Annotated in this window: 16 protein-coding genes and 4 pseudogenes; 14 read left to right on the top strand and 6 right to left on the bottom strand. The window is 67.3% G+C overall.

The window, feature by feature from the left end; all coding sequences use genetic code 11:
* Window positions 1–24: 24 nt before the first annotated feature.
* Window positions 25–894 carry an IS5 family transposase gene (locus SCAB_RS06910; protein WP_041668929.1) on the bottom strand — a complete coding sequence of 290 codons (870 nt, stop codon included), beginning with the start codon at window positions 892–894 and terminating at the stop codon, window positions 25–27.
* A gap of 146 nt (window positions 895–1,040) precedes the next feature.
* Between SCAB_RS06910 and SCAB_RS06905 the strand changes: the two genes are divergently transcribed.
* Both SCAB_RS06905 and SCAB_RS06900 read left to right on the top strand, forming a co-directional pair.
* Window positions 1,041–1,385 carry an IS110 family transposase gene (locus SCAB_RS06905; protein ID WP_012999333.1) on the top strand — a complete coding sequence of 115 codons (345 nt, stop codon included), beginning with the start codon at window positions 1,041–1,043 and terminating at the stop codon, window positions 1,383–1,385.
* Between the two features lie 325 nt (window positions 1,386–1,710).
* The gene (locus tag SCAB_RS06900) at window positions 1,711–1,965 is read left to right on the top strand and encodes a transposase (RefSeq protein ID WP_049875661.1); all 255 of its coding nucleotides are present in this window, start codon (window positions 1,711–1,713) and stop codon (window positions 1,963–1,965) included.
* A gap of 187 nt (window positions 1,966–2,152) precedes the next feature.
* Here the strand turns inward: SCAB_RS06900 and SCAB_RS49370 are convergent, their stop codons facing one another.
* The gene (locus SCAB_RS49370) at window positions 2,153–2,593 is read right to left on the bottom strand and encodes a transposase domain-containing protein (RefSeq protein WP_225968240.1); all 441 of its coding nucleotides are present in this window, start codon (window positions 2,591–2,593) and stop codon (window positions 2,153–2,155) included.
* A 499-nt stretch (window positions 2,594–3,092) separates the two neighbouring features.
* Between SCAB_RS49370 and SCAB_RS06890 the strand changes: the two genes are divergently transcribed.
* The 3 genes and pseudogenes from SCAB_RS06890 to SCAB_RS06885 all read left to right on the top strand — a co-directional run bounded on the left by SCAB_RS06890 (window position 3,093) and on the right by SCAB_RS06885 (window position 6,347).
* A complete protein-coding gene (locus SCAB_RS06890; RefSeq protein WP_012999330.1) occupies window positions 3,093–4,328 on the top strand; it encodes an MFS transporter in 1,236 nt (411 codons plus the stop codon).
* A 229-nt stretch (window positions 4,329–4,557) separates the two neighbouring features.
* Window positions 4,558–4,797, top strand: a pseudogene (locus SCAB_RS48315) (IS5/IS1182 family transposase); the annotation flags it as partial.
* Between the two features lie 290 nt (window positions 4,798–5,087).
* Entirely contained in the window at window positions 5,088–6,347 is a 1,260-nt protein-coding gene (locus SCAB_RS06885) for a cytochrome P450 (protein WP_012999329.1), read from the top strand.
* 153 nt (window positions 6,348–6,500) lie between these two features.
* On the opposite strand, the pseudogene SCAB_RS06880 reads toward SCAB_RS06885, so the two are convergent.
* Together SCAB_RS06880 and SCAB_RS48980 are read right to left on the bottom strand one after the other, a co-directional pair.
* Window positions 6,501–7,352, bottom strand: a pseudogene (locus SCAB_RS06880) (transposase).
* A gap of 17 nt (window positions 7,353–7,369) precedes the next feature.
* A pseudogene (locus SCAB_RS48980) lies at window positions 7,370–7,678 on the bottom strand (transposase); the annotation flags it as partial.
* Between the two features lie 120 nt (window positions 7,679–7,798).
* Here SCAB_RS48980 and SCAB_RS06875 point away from each other — a divergent pair.
* Window positions 7,799–8,422, top strand: a complete 624-nt coding sequence (locus SCAB_RS06875; protein WP_106437236.1) for a 2'-5' RNA ligase family protein — start codon at window positions 7,799–7,801, stop codon at window positions 8,420–8,422.
* 135 nt (window positions 8,423–8,557) lie between these two features.
* Here the strand turns inward: SCAB_RS06875 and SCAB_RS48310 are convergent, their stop codons facing one another.
* Window positions 8,558–9,046 (bottom strand): hypothetical protein, encoded by a 489-nt coding sequence (locus SCAB_RS48310; RefSeq protein ID WP_012999326.1) that lies wholly within the window; start codon window positions 9,044–9,046, stop codon window positions 8,558–8,560.
* Window positions 9,047–9,180: 134 nt separating this feature from the next.
* Between SCAB_RS48310 and SCAB_RS49365 the strand changes: the two genes are divergently transcribed.
* Complete coding sequence (locus tag SCAB_RS49365; RefSeq protein ID WP_374195935.1) at window positions 9,181–9,327, top strand: hypothetical protein; 147 nt, start codon at window positions 9,181–9,183, stop codon at window positions 9,325–9,327.
* Here the strand turns inward: SCAB_RS49365 and SCAB_RS48305 are convergent.
* Window positions 9,270–9,615: pseudogene (locus tag SCAB_RS48305) on the bottom strand (transposase); the annotation flags it as partial. The gene SCAB_RS49365 and the pseudogene SCAB_RS48305 sit on opposite strands and share 58 nt — an antisense overlap.
* A gap of 493 nt (window positions 9,616–10,108) precedes the next feature.
* Between SCAB_RS48305 and SCAB_RS06860 the strand changes: the two are divergent.
* From SCAB_RS06860 to SCAB_RS06830, 7 genes are all read left to right on the top strand, one after another.
* Window positions 10,109–10,951, top strand: coding sequence for a polyphosphate polymerase domain-containing protein (locus tag SCAB_RS06860; RefSeq protein ID WP_012999325.1), 843 nt, complete (start codon window positions 10,109–10,111; stop codon window positions 10,949–10,951).
* The gene (locus SCAB_RS06855) at window positions 10,948–11,625 is read left to right on the top strand and encodes a DUF4956 domain-containing protein (RefSeq protein WP_012999324.1); all 678 of its coding nucleotides are present in this window, start codon (window positions 10,948–10,950) and stop codon (window positions 11,623–11,625) included. Before SCAB_RS06860 ends, SCAB_RS06855 begins: the two co-directional genes overlap by 4 nt.
* Window positions 11,625–13,406, top strand: a complete 1,782-nt coding sequence (locus tag SCAB_RS06850) for a CotH kinase family protein (RefSeq protein WP_049875659.1) — start codon at window positions 11,625–11,627, stop codon at window positions 13,404–13,406. Before SCAB_RS06855 ends, SCAB_RS06850 begins: the two co-directional genes overlap by 1 nt.
* Window positions 13,407–13,491: 85 nt before the next feature.
* Window positions 13,492–14,238, top strand: a complete 747-nt coding sequence (locus SCAB_RS06845) for a response regulator transcription factor (RefSeq protein WP_012999322.1) — start codon at window positions 13,492–13,494, stop codon at window positions 14,236–14,238.
* Window positions 14,235–15,806 (top strand): sensor histidine kinase, encoded by a 1,572-nt coding sequence (locus tag SCAB_RS06840; RefSeq protein ID WP_012999321.1) that lies wholly within the window; start codon window positions 14,235–14,237, stop codon window positions 15,804–15,806. Before SCAB_RS06845 ends, SCAB_RS06840 begins: the two co-directional genes overlap by 4 nt.
* A 30-nt stretch (window positions 15,807–15,836) precedes the next feature.
* On the top strand, window positions 15,837–16,673 hold the full coding sequence (locus SCAB_RS06835; protein WP_012999320.1) for a fumarylacetoacetate hydrolase family protein: 837 nt from the start codon (window positions 15,837–15,839) through the stop codon (window positions 16,671–16,673).
* Between the two features lie 152 nt (window positions 16,674–16,825).
* A complete protein-coding gene (locus SCAB_RS06830; protein WP_012999319.1) occupies window positions 16,826–18,115 on the top strand; it encodes a bifunctional glycosyltransferase family 2/GtrA family protein in 1,290 nt (429 codons plus the stop codon).
* The last annotated feature ends 3 nt before the right edge of the window (window positions 18,116–18,118 follow it).

Genomic DNA, 18,118 nt, shown 5'->3' with positions numbered 1-18,118 from the left:
ATGGCTGGGTGGCCTCTCAGCGGCTCACAGCCACTGGTGGATCGCCGCGATCAGCACCGTCGCCTCGAACCGGACGGCGAGCTTGTCATAGCGGGTGGCCACCGCCCGGTGCTGCTTGAGGCGGCTGATCCCGCACTCGACCGCATGCCGGGCCTTGTAGTCCTGCCGGTCGAAGGCAGGCGGACGGCCTCCGGCAGTGCCGCGGCGCTTGCGGTTGCGGATCTGGTCGGCCGGCTCGGGGATCGTGCACCGGATCCCGCGTCGACGCAGATAGGCACGGTTGGCGCGCGACGAATACGCCTTGTCGCCCCGCACCCGCAACGGGCGCAGCCGAGGACGTCCGCCACCGGCGCGCGGCACCCGGATCGCCTCCAGGACCGGCTCGAACTGCGGGCTGTCACCCCGCTGGCCTGCCGTGACCAGCAGCGACAACGGCTTCTGTCCCTGCTCGCAGGCGAGGTGGACCTTCGTGGAGAACCCGCCACGGGACCGGCCCAGCCCGTGATCGTCCGGCTCGGTTCCGATGCCGCCCGGTGGTTCATTCTGTCCGGCGCCGTCCCGGCGGGCACCGGCGGCGTGCTGGTGAGCCCGGCAGACCGTGGAGTCCACGTTCACCTCCCACGTGATGAGACCGGCCGCATCGGCCCGGACCTGCAACGCGATCAGGATCCGGGTCCACACGCCCTCGCGCTGCCAGCGCCTGAACAGCCCGTACACGGTCTGCCAGTGCCCGTACTCAGCCGGCAGATCCCTCCACGGAACACCCGTGCGCACCCGCCACCGCACCCCGTTGATCAACCGCCGCTGGTTACGCGCCGGACGCCCCACCCCCGCCGTCGGCAACAACGGCTCCAGCACCGACCACTGATCATCCGAAAGATCCCTACGCCCCACACGGAGATCATCACCGCAAGAGGCGCGGCCGCAAGCTCAGTTCAAAAACACGGCCTAGACGCCTCGCTCGCCGCGGTGGCAAAGGCCGACCCGCGGGTCAAGGCCCTGACCGCGCTGCCCGGCATCGGCCCGCCCCGCTCACCGCTTTGATCATCGCGGCGGAGGTCGGCGACATCCGCCGGTTCTCCTCGGCCCGCAAGCTTGCCTCCTGGGCCGGGCTCACCCCCACGGTCCGCGGCTCGGACCGCACCGTGCGCTACGGGCACATCTCCAAGCATGGAGATCCCTGGCTGCGCTGGATCATGAACCAGGCCGCGCAGACCGCCAAGCGCACCCCGCCGTATGCCGCCTGCTTCGAACAGATTGCCTACCGCCGCGGCAGGAAGATCGCCACCATCGCGGTCGCCCGCAAACTTCTCACCCACGCCTATCACGTGCTGCGCGAGGTCGACGCGGCCCAGCAGCAGAAGGAGCCGTGCACAACGGCATGACGACCACACCCCAGGGACGGGGTGCCAAGCCCCGGGCGAGCCCGCATTGTTGCACGAGCCGGCCCCGCCGAGCTCGTTGACCTGAATGAGCAGCCCGGCCCCCGAAGGAAGGTCATGATCCGGCTCGGTCGGCCGGGATCGAATGGGTGCGTGCGAGTTGCCTCCGCACGACCATGACTCGGGGGACCACGGCCCTAACACCCCTGTCCACAAAGGCGATCAACCCGGCGCGAGCCCATCGGCACACACCGGGCCGGGGCATCGTGCACCTTGACAGCCCCAGCCCTCATGGGTGCAACGATGGGACTGTTGAGGGTCCTGGCAGATGAATGCCGCCTGGGTGCCGGCCGCCATGATCGCCGCCGACCTCGACGCATGGACCCGGCTCCTCCTCCTGCACGACGAACCCGAACTCGCCGCCGCGGAGCCGGAGACGATCCGTATGAAGCTCTACCACCTGCCCGCCCGGCTCACCGCCCACGCCCGACGCCGCACCCTGCACCTCGACCGGAGCTGGCCCTGGGCAGCAGCGTTCACCATCGACTGGCAGCGGGCCACTCAGCTTCCAGCTCTCACCTGACGGCCGGTCACCACCGCGACGAAGACCAGGAAGGAGAGGAAACCCCCGTCTCGGGCCCGTGGAACCCGACGCCTCCGCAGCGTCATGCGATGGCCCCTACAGCGACCGGTCGGACAAACCGGGGCAAGACACCGGATCAGCTGGACCAATCAGGCCGCTGACGAATCGAGGTTGACAGCCCTCGGGATCACGTGATCAACCGATGCAGGCACTGCCACGACCCTGGCCTGAGGGAACGGCCCCGGCATGGCGGTGCCACCAGGCCGACCGGAGTAGGCGTCGTCGGCGGGGGTGTCGTGCAAGTCGACCACGGTGCTGTCCACGGCCACCAGCCGCCACGTCCCGACCCAGCCCCCGGGGTGAGGATCTCCGTGATTGGCTCCGCCAGCCGCTCGTACAGATCCGCCAGCACCCCGGACCCCAGCCTCGGGCGGGACCACCGGTCCGTGAGCCGGGCCATCACCTGCTCGCAGTCATCACCGGACCACAACCCCAGAGCGAGCGCGAAGTACACCATCACATGCGCAGACAGTCTGGAATCCCGCCGCCTGGGCTGCCTGCCGTGCGCGACGACGACCTCGTCAACAGCCTCCCTGGACTGCTCCGAGGCCAGCACCCCGAACGGCATGAACTCCTGCAACGAACCCGATGGCATCCCGTCAACGTTCATGGTCACGGCGGAACCCTCCGCACACACAGACAGCGAGTTCTCACAGAAAATAGACAGACGATCTTAAGGTCGGGTTGCCCGTACACCTCCTGAGAACCGAGATCCGCCGTCTGGTTTTGCCGGCGATCCGAGGCATACCCTCCAGGCACCCAAGCGGGTAACTTGCCCGTAATCCTCTGGATACCCCGAAATATGGGTATATGGCATGTCTTGACCGGCATGCCAAGAATGATTCGGAAGTGAACGCCATCATCGCGTGAACGAAACCGACAAGGCGCGACTGCTTCGTGGAGGAATGAGTCAGGCACCGCACCGGAGCTGCCGGTGTGCGCGGCCCGCTGGGTACCGGGACGGCGCGCCAAAGGGAACCGAACTACCGGAACGTAGGGACGCAAAGACAGGAGGCGGCATGTCACGAAACGCTCGTATAGCCGCGACGGTTGGTATATTCATCTGCATGGCCTTCAGTATGGGAGGGATATTCGCGGGGTCCTTCTCGGTCTTCCTCAAGCCCGTATCCGAATCCCTGGGATGGGCCACAGCGGGCTTTACGCTCATTTTTACGCTTTCGCAGATTGTGATGGCGGTCATGAGCCCCGTAGCCGGGCGCATCATCGACCGGATCGGCGCGAAGACTCCTCTGTGTGTCGGGATCGCGTTCTTCGCACTGGGCCTCTTCGGGCTGTCGACGATGAAATCTACCGGAGCCGTCTATTGGCTGTCCGCGGTGGCCATAGGTATAAGCGCGGCCCTCGCCGGCCCGGTGGTGGCTATGCGGGTCGTGGCGTCCTGGTACAGCACAAGCCGCGCGCTTTTCCTCGGCATGGTGATCGCTGCCGCGCCGCAGTTGGCGCAGTCCATCGTCGCGCAAATATCTCGTTTGCTCATCAATGACTACGGCTGGCGCACCGCCTACGAAGTGTTCGCGCTGGCCGCTCTTGTGTGCGGCGGCAGTGCCGCGTTCTTCCTCGTGCGGACCAAGCCTGTCGACGCGGCGGACGTGGCACGGGTTGAGGTGGAGAAGGCGGCCAACGCGGCCGAGCCGGGAGTCCCCGCCAAGCAGGCCTTCCGCTCCCGGACCTTCTGGACCATCTCAGTGGCCGACGCTCTGGCGACCGGGGCCCTGGTCGGCGCGCAGACGGTGCTGGTGAACTGGATGACGGGACGCGGCACCTCTGAGGGGACCGCGACGACCCTGGCGTCGATTCTGGCCCTGTCCGTCGTGGTCGGTGTGCTCCTGAGCGGGTACGTCGCCGACCGTGCTCACTCTCCCCGAACCGCGACCGCGTTTTACCTCCTACCCATCCTCGGGCTGACTCTGCTCCTGGTCTCCGGTACCACGTTCGTCCTTCAGCTCCTCGGCGTCATCCTGACGGGTACCGGGATGGCGACCGTCGCCATGCTCCTGCCGTATCTGATCACCCGTTACTTCGGTCTGCGGACCTCCGCCGAGATCTACGGCGTCAGTGCGGGATTGAACGTAGTGGCAGCGGGCCTCGGCTCCGTGCTGATCGGTATCGGATTCGACGCGACAGGAAGCTACACACTCCCGATCTCGATCGCCGCGGGCGCCACAGTCATCGCCCTGTTGCTGATGACAACCTTGAAGCCCTACACCTACGGCGTCTCCACCCCCGAGGTGCCTGCGGTCAGCGATCCGCCGGCTACCACGTCAAACCCAGCCGTGTACTGATCTTTGACCACAGGCTTGATACGGGTGTGGCGAGTTCGCGGCCGGTCCCGGCCAGGAATCCGGTGAGGAGTTCGGGATGGCGCTCAATGAGGTCTTCTCAGCAACGTGATGGTTGCGGTGCGTGATCGCCTGTGCGTGCGCGGGATGGTGCCCCGGCGTCAGACACGTGTGAAGCCCCTGGTAGGAACGGGTCTGCCAAGATCACGTTCCGTACAGCCAGAGGCTTCACGTGCCGTCCAGTATCACCTGCACCGCTGTCCTCGATGTCCGCAGAGAGACTGCCGGGCATCTCGCGATGCTGCTGCGCGGCCACCGCGCCCGGCTGGGAACCCGCAGGGGCACACGGGTGCCGGGTGTCTTCAAGCAGGCCGTGCTGGTGCTGCGCTGGTCCGTCGACGGCGCGCGTCTGGTCCAGCTGGCCCGCGACAACGGCATCTCGCTGCCCACGACCTACCGCTGCCGGCACGAGACACCGGATCAGCGGGACCAATCAGGCCGCTGCCGAATCGAGGTTGGTCCAGCGGTCGGTTGCGGAAGGCTGCGACTTGTTCGTCGAGGTGGCGGGCCAGCGCCGAGACCTGCGACTTCTACACCATCTCCATGGACGCAACCGGGGGAGGCCTCTATAGCCGGGCAGATCACCCTGAACCAGGGGAATGAACTCCGGAGTTCATTCCACTCGTTGCGTCCGTACCACAGTGGTACTCCTTGAGCGCGGCCGTGGACTCTTGCCGCCGGCAGCGCGTACAGGAAGGGTGGATGGACGTGACGAAGTCGATAGACGAACACGTTAAGCATTTTGATATTCGCGACACCGCCTTTGACGACCCCGAACTGGTGTACAAGGTCTACGAGGCAATGCGGACGATCGGCGCTATTGTTCCCACTGACCAGCTCGACTTCAGCGGGCGCTTCAAAGAAACACTTCAGGTGATTGGCTATGCGGAGTGCCACCAGCTTCTGAAGGATTGGCGGCGCGTATCGAACGATCCGCGAAAGGCGTTCGACAATCTTTCCGAGATCGAGCGCCGGTCGGACCTCCCGGTCGACGACAGTGCGACCCCCATCAGTACTGATCCGCCGGTTCAGAAGGAGCTTCGAAAGGTATTGAGTCCGTCCTTCACTCCTGAGCGGATGGTCGCGCTCGAGCCAAAAGTTCGAGCGGTGGCGAACAGGCTCATCGACGAGTTCATCGAGGAAGGCAAGGGCGACCTCGCGGATTTTTCGTGGAAACTGCCGAGCGAGATCTTGTTCGCTGAGTTCCTTGGCTTCCCGGCCGAGCTGCTCGGCGAGGCGCTGGCGGCCCAGGGCGCAAGTTTGCTCGCGTCGGACGCGGCCGAGCGAGACCAAAGTGCCGCTAGAGTCTTCGAGCTCATCGCCGATGTGCTGAAGGAGCGCGTGGGCCAACCTCCGCGTGATGACATCATCGACGGCCTGCTCAATTCCGAGATCGGCGGGCGCCCGCTGACAGTGGGCGAGAGAATGGCCAACGCGACACTACTGGTCGCAGCCAGCCTGGAAACGACATCGAACGCGCTTTCCGCCGCCTACTACTGGCTGGCGCATCATCCCGCCGAGCGGAGTCGCCTGGTCGCGGATCCTTCACTCCTGCCCGCCGCGGTAGAAGAGTTCGTTCGATATTCGGGTTCAGTACACGGCTTGCCGAGGTACATCACGGCGGACGTCGAAATCTGCGGGTACGGCTTCAAGCGAGGTGACGCTGTCATCGTGAACTATGCGGCAGCAAATCGCGATGAAAATGAGTTCGCGGATGCCGGGAAATGCATCATCGATCGTGAGCCAAATCGGCACCTCGGGTTCGGCTTCGGCACGCATCGCTGTCTCGGTGCGCCCCTCGCGCGGCTCGAGCTTCGCGTAGGTTTTTCGGAGGTACTTCGGCGCCTTCCGGATTACCGGATCGCAAATGAAGACACGTGTGAGTTCAGTGGCTCATCCTTCACGCGCGGCTACCAAGCCCTGCCGGTTGCCTTCACTCCCGGCCGACGTGAGCATTCGTGACGCACAAGGCGGAGGCCATTTGCGACGTAAGCCTTGACGAAAGGTGAATGCAAGGTGGGTACGTACGAGACGGATCACGATGCGGACCGTACGGGTAGGTGTCTCGAGTCGTACGCCGATCGCCATTCTCGTAGGGACAGGTGAGTCCGACGGTCAGCCGGGGTTCGGCAGGAGTGCAAGCCGTTCGAGGGCGTCTGTGATCTCGCGGGTCCAGGGCCAGTGGTGGACGAGGCGGAGGATGCGGCGTCTGCCGGTGGTGACGAGCTGACCGGCCGCGGAGAACAGGCGGAGCCGCAGGCGGCGCGGTTCCCAGAGGCGGGCTTGCCCGGTCAGGGCGAGCACGGGCACTGTCTCCAGCCAGACCCTGTTCTGCGCGGTGTCGTGCAAGGGGAGGTTCCGCAGGCCGGTCGAACGTGCGGCCCGGATGCGGTCCTCCGCGCGGGCCCGCAGCCGGTGACGCAGTTCGAGTTCGGCGATCGGCCGGTCGGGGGTGTTGGTGGCGAAGCACGTGATCCGCATGCCGTCGGCGTCCGTGATTCTCAACTGGGCTGTGCGGCCGTTCCTTGAGGACGATCAACCCCATGCCTTTCGCCCAACCGTCGAGCAGGTCACCGGTGAGTTCGGCGACCCAGGCCCGTCACGGACTTCGCCGCTTGTCTCGACGGCCGGGGTCCAGGCCGATGCGGGGATCTCCAGGACGTGCTGGTGGACGGCCTCGGTAATCACCATGCCGACTGAGTAGGACAGCCAGCGTCCGCGCTGGGCGAGCCAGGCCACGAACTCATGGGTGCCGCCACCGGAGTCGCAGCGGACCAGCGTCCGCTGCCCTCGCCGGTACTTCCCTGGTAGTTGAGCGAGGGCGAGGCGGGTGGCGGTGATGTGGTCGGCGGCCGTGTTCGAGCCCGCGTTGCCTGGGCGCAGGAGAGCCGCGACGGGTTCTCCGGTCCTTCCGGGCCGTGGTCGACGAACCCCATGAGCGGGTGGTGGCCGTAGGTCTTCTTCCAAGTCGGGGCGGCGTCCTGCTTGTCCGAGTGCGCGACGGCCAGGACCCCGTCCAGGTCCACGATCACCTGCCCGCCGGCATCCGGAGCCTGTTCGCCAGCCAACTCCCAGACTCTTTTGCGGACTTCGGAACGTGCGGCGCGGATCGCGGTCAGCGCCTTCTCGCCCGAAGCGGCGAGGGTGTCGATCAACCGGGAGACCGTCGGATCGGAAGCCACTGGGCCGAACACGCCCGGCTCGGCCCGTGGCATGCCGACGTCGGCCAGGCAGGCGCCGCCGAGTGCGATGGCCAGGGTCGCATCCAGCAGGACCTTGCCCGGATCGTGCACGGCCCGCGGTTTGCGAGTGGTGGGTGTAGGTGGTGCTGGACGACACGTGAAGCCTCTCACCGACCTGCCAGCCGGTACGGCATCACGCACCGCAACCGTTGTGTTGCTGAGAAGACCTCAATGACGACGCAACCTGAGACCATGCGGAACCACTGGTGGTGGCGGCCCGGCTGGAGGGTGGGCCGCCGCTTCTACACCCGGCATCTGTCGTTCGAGGGCCAGGACGACGTGCACCGGCTTGCCACCGAGTACCGGTCCGCGCTCGCGCCTCTCGGAGACATCCTCACCCCGATCCCCGACCAGTGGCTGCACCTCACCATGCAGGGCATCGGTTTCGTAGGCGAGACCAAAGAGCAGCACGTTAACTCCATCGTGGAGGAAACACACACCCGCCTGGCCGTCGTACCGGCCTTCGATCTACGGATCGGCCCGGAGGTGCTGGACCCCGAAGCGGTGCTGCTGCATGTCCACCCCGACAGCCCAGTCCGGGCCGTCCGAAGTGCCATCCGGGAGGCCATCGGTGATGTCCTTGGAGATGTTCCGGAGAAGGCCGAAGGCTTCACCCCTCACGTCTCTGTGGCCTACAGCGCCGGAGACGCCCCCGCACAGCCGATCGCGCAGATCCTCGACGACCTCAACCTCACGCCGGCACAGGCACGTATCTCCAGCGCGGGACTGATCGTGATCCACCGAGACAACCAGATGTACGAGTGGGAGCCCTTCGCGAAGGTGTCTCTCGGTTAAGCAGCCTGGTCCGGGATCGGTACAACGACACGAAGGCACCGTGGGTGGGAGATCGGCCACTCAGCGGCCTCATCCACGGTGCGCGCGGTGCGGTTGGCGCCACATCAGTGATCTGCCGCGCAGACATGGCATGTCCTAAAGGCCTGCCTCGTCGGTGAGCAGCGTCATCCCCAGCGTGGTCGCGCCGACGGTCACTGCAACTGCCCCATGGCACTGGGAGTTCGGATCGTCAGCAGTAGGGTCGCCGTGGCACCCATTCGCCACGTACTCCGACCCCGCGTCCGTCATCTTCGTGATCTGCTCGGTGGTTGCCTCGTACGGTCGGCCGGAGTCGTTGATTGCGGCCTGCAGTTCACGGACAACGTCCATGATGTCGGCGACGTAGCGGGCGCAGGCATTGCTCGAGGGTAGCTGGCAGGCGCTCGTCGACTCTGCGTCCTTGCCTGCGGCGGTTTCTAGCTTGGGGCTGTAGATCGGCTCCAGCTTCTCGGGCTGCTTCGCTGCGGTGGAAGCGGCAGTCTTGGTCGGCGCGCTCTTGGAATCGACACCGTCGTCCATTGAGCAGCTGGCGACGGCCGTGGTGAGCAGAAGGACGGTGGCGAGTGCGGTCGCGGTGCGGCGCATGGTTCCCCCCAGTGGTTCGGCGCACGGTGCGGCATCCTGCGAGATCGTGTGTCGAGTGAAGGCTGCGTGTCTGGGTTGTGGCTGCGGATGCCGGCGCCCGGCCGCGCGCGGACGCGAGCCGGGGACAGGAGGCGGTGTGCCGTCAGCAGCTCTCGTCGTCCTTCACCGCGTACGTGCAACCGCTCCAGGACCAGCTCCAGCAGACGCCGCGGCGCCCGGTCGGCCACCAGACGGTCGCGGAACTCGCTCAGCACGGAATGGTCGAACTCGGGATCGGTTAACTCCAGCCCCAGAAGAAACTTCCAGTCGATGCGCCGCGCACGGTAGCGGCCCCCTGGCGATCCGACAGGCCCTCCACGAACTGCAGCACCGACACGAGCGCCAACTGATGTGGCGGCCAGGCGGGTTGACCACGTTGTGGGAACAGCTCCCACGAAGTCCTCGTCGGCGAACAGCGGCCCGAGCGCCTCCCGGATCCGCATGCACAGACAGCCCTTGGGAAAGGCCAGCCGGGCCACCTCGGCGGTCTGGGCCGGAACCTCGCCCGGCAGACGTGGACGCAGCGACATCTCGATCACCTCACGCTCGCGCCCCCACGCCGATCCGGCCATCATCCCGCCACCGCAAGGTCATTTGGCGACCACCGCCGAATTCGCCAACGGTGTCCTGAGAGGGACGTGACCGAAGCCCGCCCCGAACTGCCCGCGGCATCAACCCCCTGGGCACCCGAGACCGATACCGGCCGTCGCTGGGTCGGCCCACCGCACTGCAGGCGGTCAGCGCCGCCGCCCTACGGACCATCCACCAAAACCGACCAGAGCTGTCCCGGACCGTGAGGACGCCGCGTCAACGCGCGCAGTTCATCTACTGGTCACCTTGAGTACTCCTGGAATTACCTCGCAATTCTCAGCTGCTTCTCACATCCCACCGGTTTTGTGTCCTGCGTCGCCCGATCGGGCCGTACGACGAAGGAGGCGCATGGTGGCACTACCGGTGACCACGTGGCGGAAATCCGAGAGCCGGGGGGAGGAGCAGCCCCCGGCAGAGGAACAGCCGTTGCACGTGGCCAGCAGGCTGCACTCGTTCAACCGGTTCGAGCTCAAGTACCTCGTTCCGGTCGAGGAGGCGGCCGAGATCCGGGACGAGCTGGCCGAGCGGATGGACCGCGATCTGAACAGCCCGGTCGGCGGGTACGGGGTGTGGAGCCTGTACTACGACACCCCGCAGCTGCGGTTCTACTGGGAGAAGATCGAGGGCCTGAAGTTCCGGCGCAAGCTGCGCGTCCGCCACTACGGGAACCTGGACGGGGTGACCGACGAGTCCCCGGTGTGTGTGGAGATCAAGCAGCGGGTCAACCGGGTCACACAGAAGCGCCGTATCACCCTCCCGTACGGCGTCGCCCGGCAGTTGTGCGACGGCCGGGAGATGGTGGAGCACTCCGCCAGGGAAAGCGCCTTCATCCAGGAGGTGCTCGAACTCGTCGTACGACTGAATCTGCAGCCGACAGCGATCACCGGCTATCAGCGCGAGGCGCTGGTCGGCCGGGCCGCGGACACCGGGCTGCGGGTGACCTTCGACCGGCGCATCCGCGGCCGGGACCGGGACTTCCACTTCGGCACGCAGAACCCGGAGAACCGCTTCACCATCCCGCCGCACCTGTCGGTGATGGAGATCAAGGTCAACGAGCGCACCCCGTACTGGATCACGGACCTGGCGGCCCGCCGCAACCTCAGCCTCATCCGGGTCTCCAAGTATGTGCAGTCCATCGAGGCGTTCGGGCTCGCGCCCCGGTCCATCTTCCACGTCCACGAGGCCGACCATCCATCGCCTCACACCCCCACCACGAACGGGCTGTCCGAGCAGCCGTCGGCGCGTCAGGCGCCCTTGAAAGCAGGAGCACAGTGAACTTCGATCTGCAGGAACTCAGCGGCACGTTCAGCGTTGCCGATGTCGTCGTGGCCATGGCGCTGTCGTTCGTCCTGAGCACGTTGATCGGTTACGTGTACCGGTACACGCACCGCAACGTCTCCTACAGCCAGTCCTACGTCCAGACGCTCGTCATCGTGGGCATGGTCGTCGCGCTGATCATGCTCGTCGTCGGGTCCAACCTGGCGCGGGCGTTCTCCCTGGTCGGTGCGTTGTCCGTGGTCCGGTTCCGGAACGCGGTCAAGGAGACACGAGACGTCGGCTTCATCTTCCTGGCCATGGCGATCGGCATGGCCTGCGGCGCCCGCTTCTACACGCTGGCTGCGGTCGGCGCCGTGGTGATCTGCGCCGTCATGCTCGTCATGTTCAAGTTCAACTGGTTCGCCCTCAACGTGCAGCGGCAGGTCGTCAAGGTCCAGGTGCCGGCCGGTGAAGACTACGGCCCCGTCATCGGTGACGTACTGATCAAGTACACCAGCGAGTTCGAGCTTGTGAGCACCGAGACGATCCGCGGCGGCGCGCTGACCGAGGTGTTCTACACGGTGCGCATGAAGAAGGGCACCGAGCCCGGCGACCTGGTGGCCGCGCTGCAGGAGCGGACATCGGGCCAGCGGGTGACGGTGCTGACCGGTTACGACTCGACCGACCTGTGATGGCCGGCGGCAGCGAGGCGGCCCCCACGGCCGCTGTGCGCAGGCCGCGGCGGATGCGGGACCGGGTACCCGTACGGCTGCGGCACCACTGGAAGTCCGCCGGCGCCCTCTGCGCGGGACTGGCGGTGATGGTCTACTTCTTCGGCGACGCCCGAATCTCGCCGTACGTCACCTCCTCCTCCCGCGTGGAGGCTGACGCCATCACACAGAACGTCGAGGGCACGGTCGACCTGTACGACACCTCGGTCTCCCACTCCATCCAACTGGAGTACGACCAGACCGACTTCACGAAGATGATGAAGGAGTTCCGCGAGGACGGGACCAAGGACTACATCGAGGCCGACCTCACCATCGACGGGGTCTACCTCGAGGACGTTGGAATCCGCCTCAAGGGCAACTCCACACTGTCGTCCCTGCGCGGAAGCGGCCGGGGCAGGCCCGGTGGCGGCCGGACCATGCCCGAAGGCGCCGAGCAGGGCGCCCCGGAGGCGCAGCAGGACGGCGCCACCGGGGGCCGGGACCGCGGCCAGGCCAATGGCCGCGGTCCCGGCGGGGCCGGCGGCATGGGGGGCCTGATGACCAACTACAACCTGTCCGAGAAGAAGCCCGAGGAACTGCCCTGGCTCATCAAGATCGACGAGTTCGTCGAGGGCCGCGCCTATCAGGGCGAGCGGGAGATCTCGCTGCGCCCCGGAAGCAACGGCCAGGTGCCGGTGAACGAGGCCCTCGCGCTGAGCCTGACGGACACCACCGGTCAGAAGAACGAGCGGTACGCCTTCACGTCGGTGAAGGTCAACAACCGTCCGGTCGCCGCCCGGTTGATGGTCGAGAGCCCGGACACGGAGTACGCGGAGTCCGTCGCTGACGGGAACGGCGTGCTCTACAAGGCGCGGGCCGGCGGCAGCTTCGAGTACAAGGGCGACGACCCGACCGACTACGAGGAGTCGTTCGAGCAGCTCAACAAGGTGGGCAGTCAGGACCTGGAGCCGGTCATGAAGCTCATCAAGTGGGCGAACGAGGCGTCGGACGAGGAGTTCGAGAAGGAACTCGACCAGCACGTGGACGTCGAGTCCTTGGCGACGTATCTCGCCGCGCAGAACCTGCTCATGAACTTCGACGACATGGCCGGACCCGGCAAGAACTATCTGCTGTGGTACGACCTGGACACCAAGAAGTTCTCGGTCCTGGGATGGGACTACAACTTCACCTTCACCGGCGATGCGACCTCGGGCCCGGACGACGACACGGGCATGGGCGGTGCCTTCGGTGGTGGCGCTGGAGGTGCCACTGGGCAGAGCAGCCGGGGCGGCCAGGGCACAGGTGGCCAAGCCGCGCAGAACATGCCCTCCGGGATGCCGTCAGGAATGCCCGAAGGAATGCCTGAAGGAATGCCTGAAGGGATGCCTTCGGGGATGCCCGAGAATCTGCCGGAAGGCATGCCGTCCGAAATGCCTTCCGGTCTGCCGGGCGGTCAGAACGGCCAAGGCGGTCAGGGCGGTGAGGGCGAAGGCGGTGGGTTCGCCGGCATGATCGGCCACCCGCTGAAGGAGCGCTTCCTGGACTCGGACACCTTCGACCCCGTCTACAAGAAGGCGTACAAGGAGCTGTACCAGAAGTTCTACGGCTCCGGGACCGCACTGAAGGCGCTGAACGCCATCGCCGAACAGGCGGGGAAGGCCGGTGCCGACGGCAAGGAGCTGGACTCCGCCGTCGAGAAGCTGCGCAAGACGGTCACCGACCGTACCGCGGCGCTGGCCAAGAACAAGGAGGTGACCGGCTGATCCCCGGCGCCCGGACGGCAGTCCCCGTGGGGCGCCGTCCGGGCGCTCGGCGCACCGCGAACGCCTCACCAGCAAAGGAAGGTCTATGCCCGTCGCGCCGTCGGCGCCCGCGCCACCTCCACACAATGTGCTCGTCGTCGAGGACGACCCCAGCATCCGCACCTTGCTCACCTCCGCTCTGCACGCCGCCGGTTACTCCGTGAGCACCGCCGACACAGGTCAGACCGCCATGTTCGAGGCCGGTCGCGGCCAACCCGACCTGATCGTGCTGGACGTCGGCCTTCCGGACATCGACGGCTTCGCGGTGACCCGTCATCTGCGGGCTGAGGGCGTCTATACGCCGGTGCTGTTCCTGACGGCGCGTACGGACGTCGAGGACCGCATCATCGGCCTCAGCTCCGGCGGCGACGACTACGTCACCAAGCCGTTCCACGTGCAGGAGGTGCTGCTGCGCATCCGTGCCATCCTGCGGCGCAGCGACATGCCACCAAGCGGCGGGACCAGGAGGCCGCCGCTGCGGTACGAGGATCTGGAGCTGGACCAGCAGACCCACGAGGTGCGCCGGGCCGGGCTGCCCATCCAGCTGTCGCCCACCGAGTTCCGGCTCCTGGTCTGCCTGCTTGCGCAGCCGGAACGCGTGGTGGGCAAGAAGGAGATCCTGTCCGAGGTCTGGCACTACGACTTCGCCGGTGACGCCCGCATCGTCGACACCTACGTACGCAACCTGCGGCGCAAGATAGACCGGTTCGAACCCCAGCTCATCCAGACGGTCCGCGGTGTCGGCTACTGCCTGCGGGCCGCACGCCCCGGACCGGGGGCGGCGGCGCTGTGAGGCGGTGGCTGCGCCGGCTGAAACCGCGCTCGCTGCGCGCCCGCCTGGTGCTCGGCGTCACGCTGCTGGCCACCTCGGCGGTTCTGCTCTGTCAGGCGGCAGGGCTCGCCCTGCTCCACTCCTGGCTGACGGACCAGGTCGACGGGCGACTGAGCCGTTTCCAGCTGGTGCCCCAGCTTTACAAGGACGTGGCCGACGGCCGGACGGCGTCAGGGGCGTCCGCCAGGACGGGCGGCCTCCCTTCGGACTACCGGGTGTACTTCTACGACAGAGGCGGCCACCGGATTGCCATGTCGCTGAGCGGCGACGGGGGCAGTGCCGGGCCGCGACTCCCGAAGTCGGAGGCGGAACTCGGCCTCAAGAACGGCCGACCCGCCACGGTCGCCGCAACCGACGGCGGCAGTACCTGGCGGGTGATCGCCCGGACCGGCACCGACGGCACCCGGGTCGTGGTGGCGCTGCCTCTGAAGGAGGTGGACGAGGCGACCTCCCGGATGCTGTGGTTCAGCCTCGCTGTCGGGGTGGCCGTCGCAGCGGGGGTCGTCCTCTTCGGCACCCTCGCTGTGCGGCTGGGGCTGCGGCCGCTGGTCGGAGTCGAACGCACTGCCAGGCGCATCGCCGAAGGTGAGTTGGAACTGAGCGTTTCGGACCGGCATGCGGTCACCGAGGTCGGCCACCTCAGCCGTGCCCTGAACACGATGCTCGACCGGCTGCGCACCGCGCTGCGTCGCACCGAGGCGTCGGAGCAACGGCTGCGCCACTTCCTGGCGGACGTCGGCCATGAACTGCGAACTCCCCTCACGTCTCTGCAGGGCTTCGCCGAACTCCTGGTGCAGGAGCCGGAGATGAGCCTGGAGCGACGCCAGGAGGCGCAGCAGCTGATCGTGCGGAACGCCGACCGGATGAGCCGTCTCATCGAGAGCCTGTCCCAACTGGCCAGGCTCGGTGAGGTACCCGCGACGCGGTGGCAACCGGTCGACCTCCTCTCTCTCGTGGCCGACGGTATCGCTGCCGTCGCCGTGCGACACCCTGGGCGCAGCATCGGCCTTGGCACTCTCGCCGACCCCGAGGACGACGCCCGCGTGAACGAGTTGGACGTCGTCGACGCCGTCGGCGACCCGCATCAGCTGGCGCAGATCCTGTCGAATCTGCTCACCAATGCGTGCGTCCACACTCCGACCGGGACACACATCCAGGTGCGTGTCGGCACCCTTCGAGTCCGCCCACACGGGCCGGGCACGACGGGACCGGGCCGTACCAGCGCCAACGCTCCGCTCATACCCGGTACTCGGGTCTGTGTCGTCGAGGTCGCCGATGACGGGGCCGGCCTTGCCGAGTCGCACGCGCGGCGGGTGTTCGAGCGGTTCTACCGCGTCGATTCGACCGAGCGGGCCGCGGCAGCGGGGTCCGGCCTGGGGCTCGCGATCGCCGCCGGCGCCGCCGAGGCCAACGGCGGCCGTCTGGAACTCGAGGCCAGGCCAGGTGAAGGCTGCACATTCCGTCTGCTCCTGCCGTATCAGCCCGCCGCTGCGGCGACGGCTGCCCCGGCTCTCCACACCTGCGTATAGGGCCGCATCGCTACAAAAGGAGTGCCACCGGTGAAGCTCAGCACCGTACGACTGGGACAAGGCCGTACAGCCGCCGCACGTCTGCAGAAGAAACACTGCGTGGTGCTGCCCTACCCGGACGTCGGGGCGCTGGTCGCCTCCGGCGCCGACTGGCGGGAACCAGCCGCTGAGGAAACCGGTGAACGCCGCAGGCTGGACGACATCTCCTACGCGCCCCTCATCACCCGGCCGAGCAAGATCGTTCGTGTGGGACCCAACTACGCCGCACGGGTACGGGAGACGGGCACCTCCTTCCCCACCGTTCCGGTGTTCTCCGTGCGGCAAGGCGGCCAGGGCGTTGCAGGTGCCCGCGACGCCATCTGCCTGTCGGCCGAGGGCCGGGACGTGGACTGGGGCGTGGAGTTGGGCCTGGTGATCGGGTGCCGGACCCGTGAGGTCACGGCCCGGACGGCGCTGCGCCATGTCGCGGGCTACACCGTCGTCAACGGCGTCGCCGCGCGGAGCGACTCGGGAAGCGCCCCGGCGTCGGGACTGTCCACGGACGTCACCCTGGTGGGACCCGCCATGGTCACCACCGACGACGTGCCGACGGGCGGCCGGGGTCTGACGATGAGCTGTGTCATCGACGGACGGGTCCGCCAGAAGGCGAACACCTCGCAGCTGATCTTCGACGTAGCCACCGTCATCGCCCATGTCAGCACCGTAGTCACGCTGCTGCCCGGAGACCTGATCACGACGGGCAGGCCGGCCGGACCAGGCACTGGACGCGAACCCGAGGTCCTTCTGTACCCCGGTGTGGACATGGTCACCGAGATCAAGGGTGTCGGGGAACTCAGGAACTCCGTGGTGCGGTCGGGTTCGCAGTGAACCGTGGGAGTGCTTTCGGCCATAGATCTGACTCTCTGTCAGTTCTCAGCGTTCTTTCCCCGCCTCCACAGGCGGGGCGGCAACAGTGAGGCCGCGGCCCGGACCTGGGCCTCAGAGCCGCAGTCTGCCGTCCCCTCACGCCTGAGGAAGCCATGACTCCCACCCCCCATCTCACCGAGACCACTGCCCGCCCGGAGCGCTTGGCCCCGTTCCAGCAGGTCGAGCGGTCCCTTCATGCACAGGCCGGTACCGCGACGGTCGACATCGTCGTTCCGGTCTACAACGAGGAACGCGCCCTGCCCGGCTGCCTGCGCACACTCCACGCCCGACTGGCGGCGGACTTCCCCTTCCCCTGGCGGATCACGGTCGCCGACAACGCCAGCACCGACGAGACCCTCGCCACCGCCCGTCGCCTCGCCGACGAACTGCCGGGCGTCGGCGTCGTCCACCTCGACCGCAAGGGCCGCGGGCTCGCCCTGCGCACCGTCTGGGGCGCCAGCGACGCGGACATCGTCGCGTACATGGACGTGGACCTGTCCACCGGCCTCGACGGGCTGCTGCCGCTGGTCGCCCCCCTGGCCAGCGGTCACTCGGACCTCGCCATCGGTTCCCGGCTGGCACCTGGGTCGCGCACGGTGCGCGGCCCGCGCCGCGAGTTCATCTCCCGCTGCTACAACGGCATCATCCGGCTCACGCACGGCGTCCGGTTCACCGACGCCCAATGCGGATTCAAGGCGGCCCGCACCGAGGTGCTGCGGCCCTTGTTGCAGGTGGCCCGCGATGACGCGTGGTTCTTCGACACCGAGCTGCTGCTGCTCGCCGAGCACAACGGACTGCGGGTCCACGAGGTCCCCGTCGACTGGGTCGAGGACGTGGACACCCGGGTGGACATTGTGGGCACCGCCACGGACGACCTGCGCGGGCTGTGGCGGATGACGCGGCTCAAGGCATCCGGCGGCGCCCGGGTCGACGTACCGTCTCGCCCCGCACCGGCCGCCGAGCACCCCGACGCGGTCCTCGCACCCACCACCCGGCGTGGCGCGTTGTCGTGGGAGGTCGGCTGCTTCCTGGCGATCGGTGTCGTCTCCACGGTCGGGCAGGCGCTGCTTTACTGGCTGCTGCGCGGTTGGTGGAGCCCGGCCGTCGCCAACCTGGTCTCGCTGTTCGTCCTCGCCGTCCTCAACACGGAGGCGAACCGACGCCTCACCTTCCGGTACTCCACTGCTCCGCCCGCGCGAGCGCACTTGGGCGCCGGGGGCCTGTTCGTCCTGGGGTACCTGGTCACCTCCGGCGCGGTGCTGTGGTTCAAGTGGCTCGATCCCGGGGCCTCGACAGCCGCTGAGACCGCGGTCCTCGCCACGGCATCCGTGGTGGTCACCTGCGTGCGCTTCGCCGTGCTGCGGCTGGCCGTCTTCACCAGCGCCCCCCGCCGTACCCGTTGACGA

The sequence above is a fragment of the Streptomyces scabiei 87.22 genome (genome assembly GCF_000091305.1).
Lineage (GTDB): Bacteria > Actinomycetota > Actinomycetes > Streptomycetales > Streptomycetaceae > Streptomyces > Streptomyces scabiei.
Note: the sequence above shows the minus strand (reverse complement) of the source record. Positions and strands in the feature narration are given on the sequence as shown.

Bases quoted from the DNA above. Each gene is read 5' to 3' on its own strand.
- SCAB_RS06875 (WP_106437236.1), top strand. From the start codon at position 7,799: ATGACGACGCAACCTGAGACCATGCGGAACCACTGGTGGTGGCGGCCC.
- SCAB_RS06885 (WP_012999329.1), top strand. From the start codon at position 5,088: ATGGACGTGACGAAGTCGATAGACGAACACGTTAAGCATTTTGATATT.
- SCAB_RS06845 (WP_012999322.1), top strand. From the start codon at position 13,492: ATGCCCGTCGCGCCGTCGGCGCCCGCGCCACCTCCACACAATGTGCTC.
- SCAB_RS49370 (WP_225968240.1), bottom strand. From the start codon at position 2,593: ATGCCGTTCGGGGTGCTGGCCTCGGAGCAGTCCAGGGAGGCTGTTGAC.
- SCAB_RS06890 (WP_012999330.1), top strand. From the start codon at position 3,093: ATGGCCTTCAGTATGGGAGGGATATTCGCGGGGTCCTTCTCGGTCTTC.
- SCAB_RS06900 (WP_049875661.1), top strand. From the start codon at position 1,711: ATGAATGCCGCCTGGGTGCCGGCCGCCATGATCGCCGCCGACCTCGAC.
- SCAB_RS06830 (WP_012999319.1), top strand. From the start codon at position 16,826: ATGACTCCCACCCCCCATCTCACCGAGACCACTGCCCGCCCGGAGCGC.
- SCAB_RS48310 (WP_012999326.1), bottom strand. From the start codon at position 9,046: ATGCGCCGCACCGCGACCGCACTCGCCACCGTCCTTCTGCTCACCACG.
- SCAB_RS06850 (WP_049875659.1), top strand. From the start codon at position 11,625: ATGGCCGGCGGCAGCGAGGCGGCCCCCACGGCCGCTGTGCGCAGGCCG.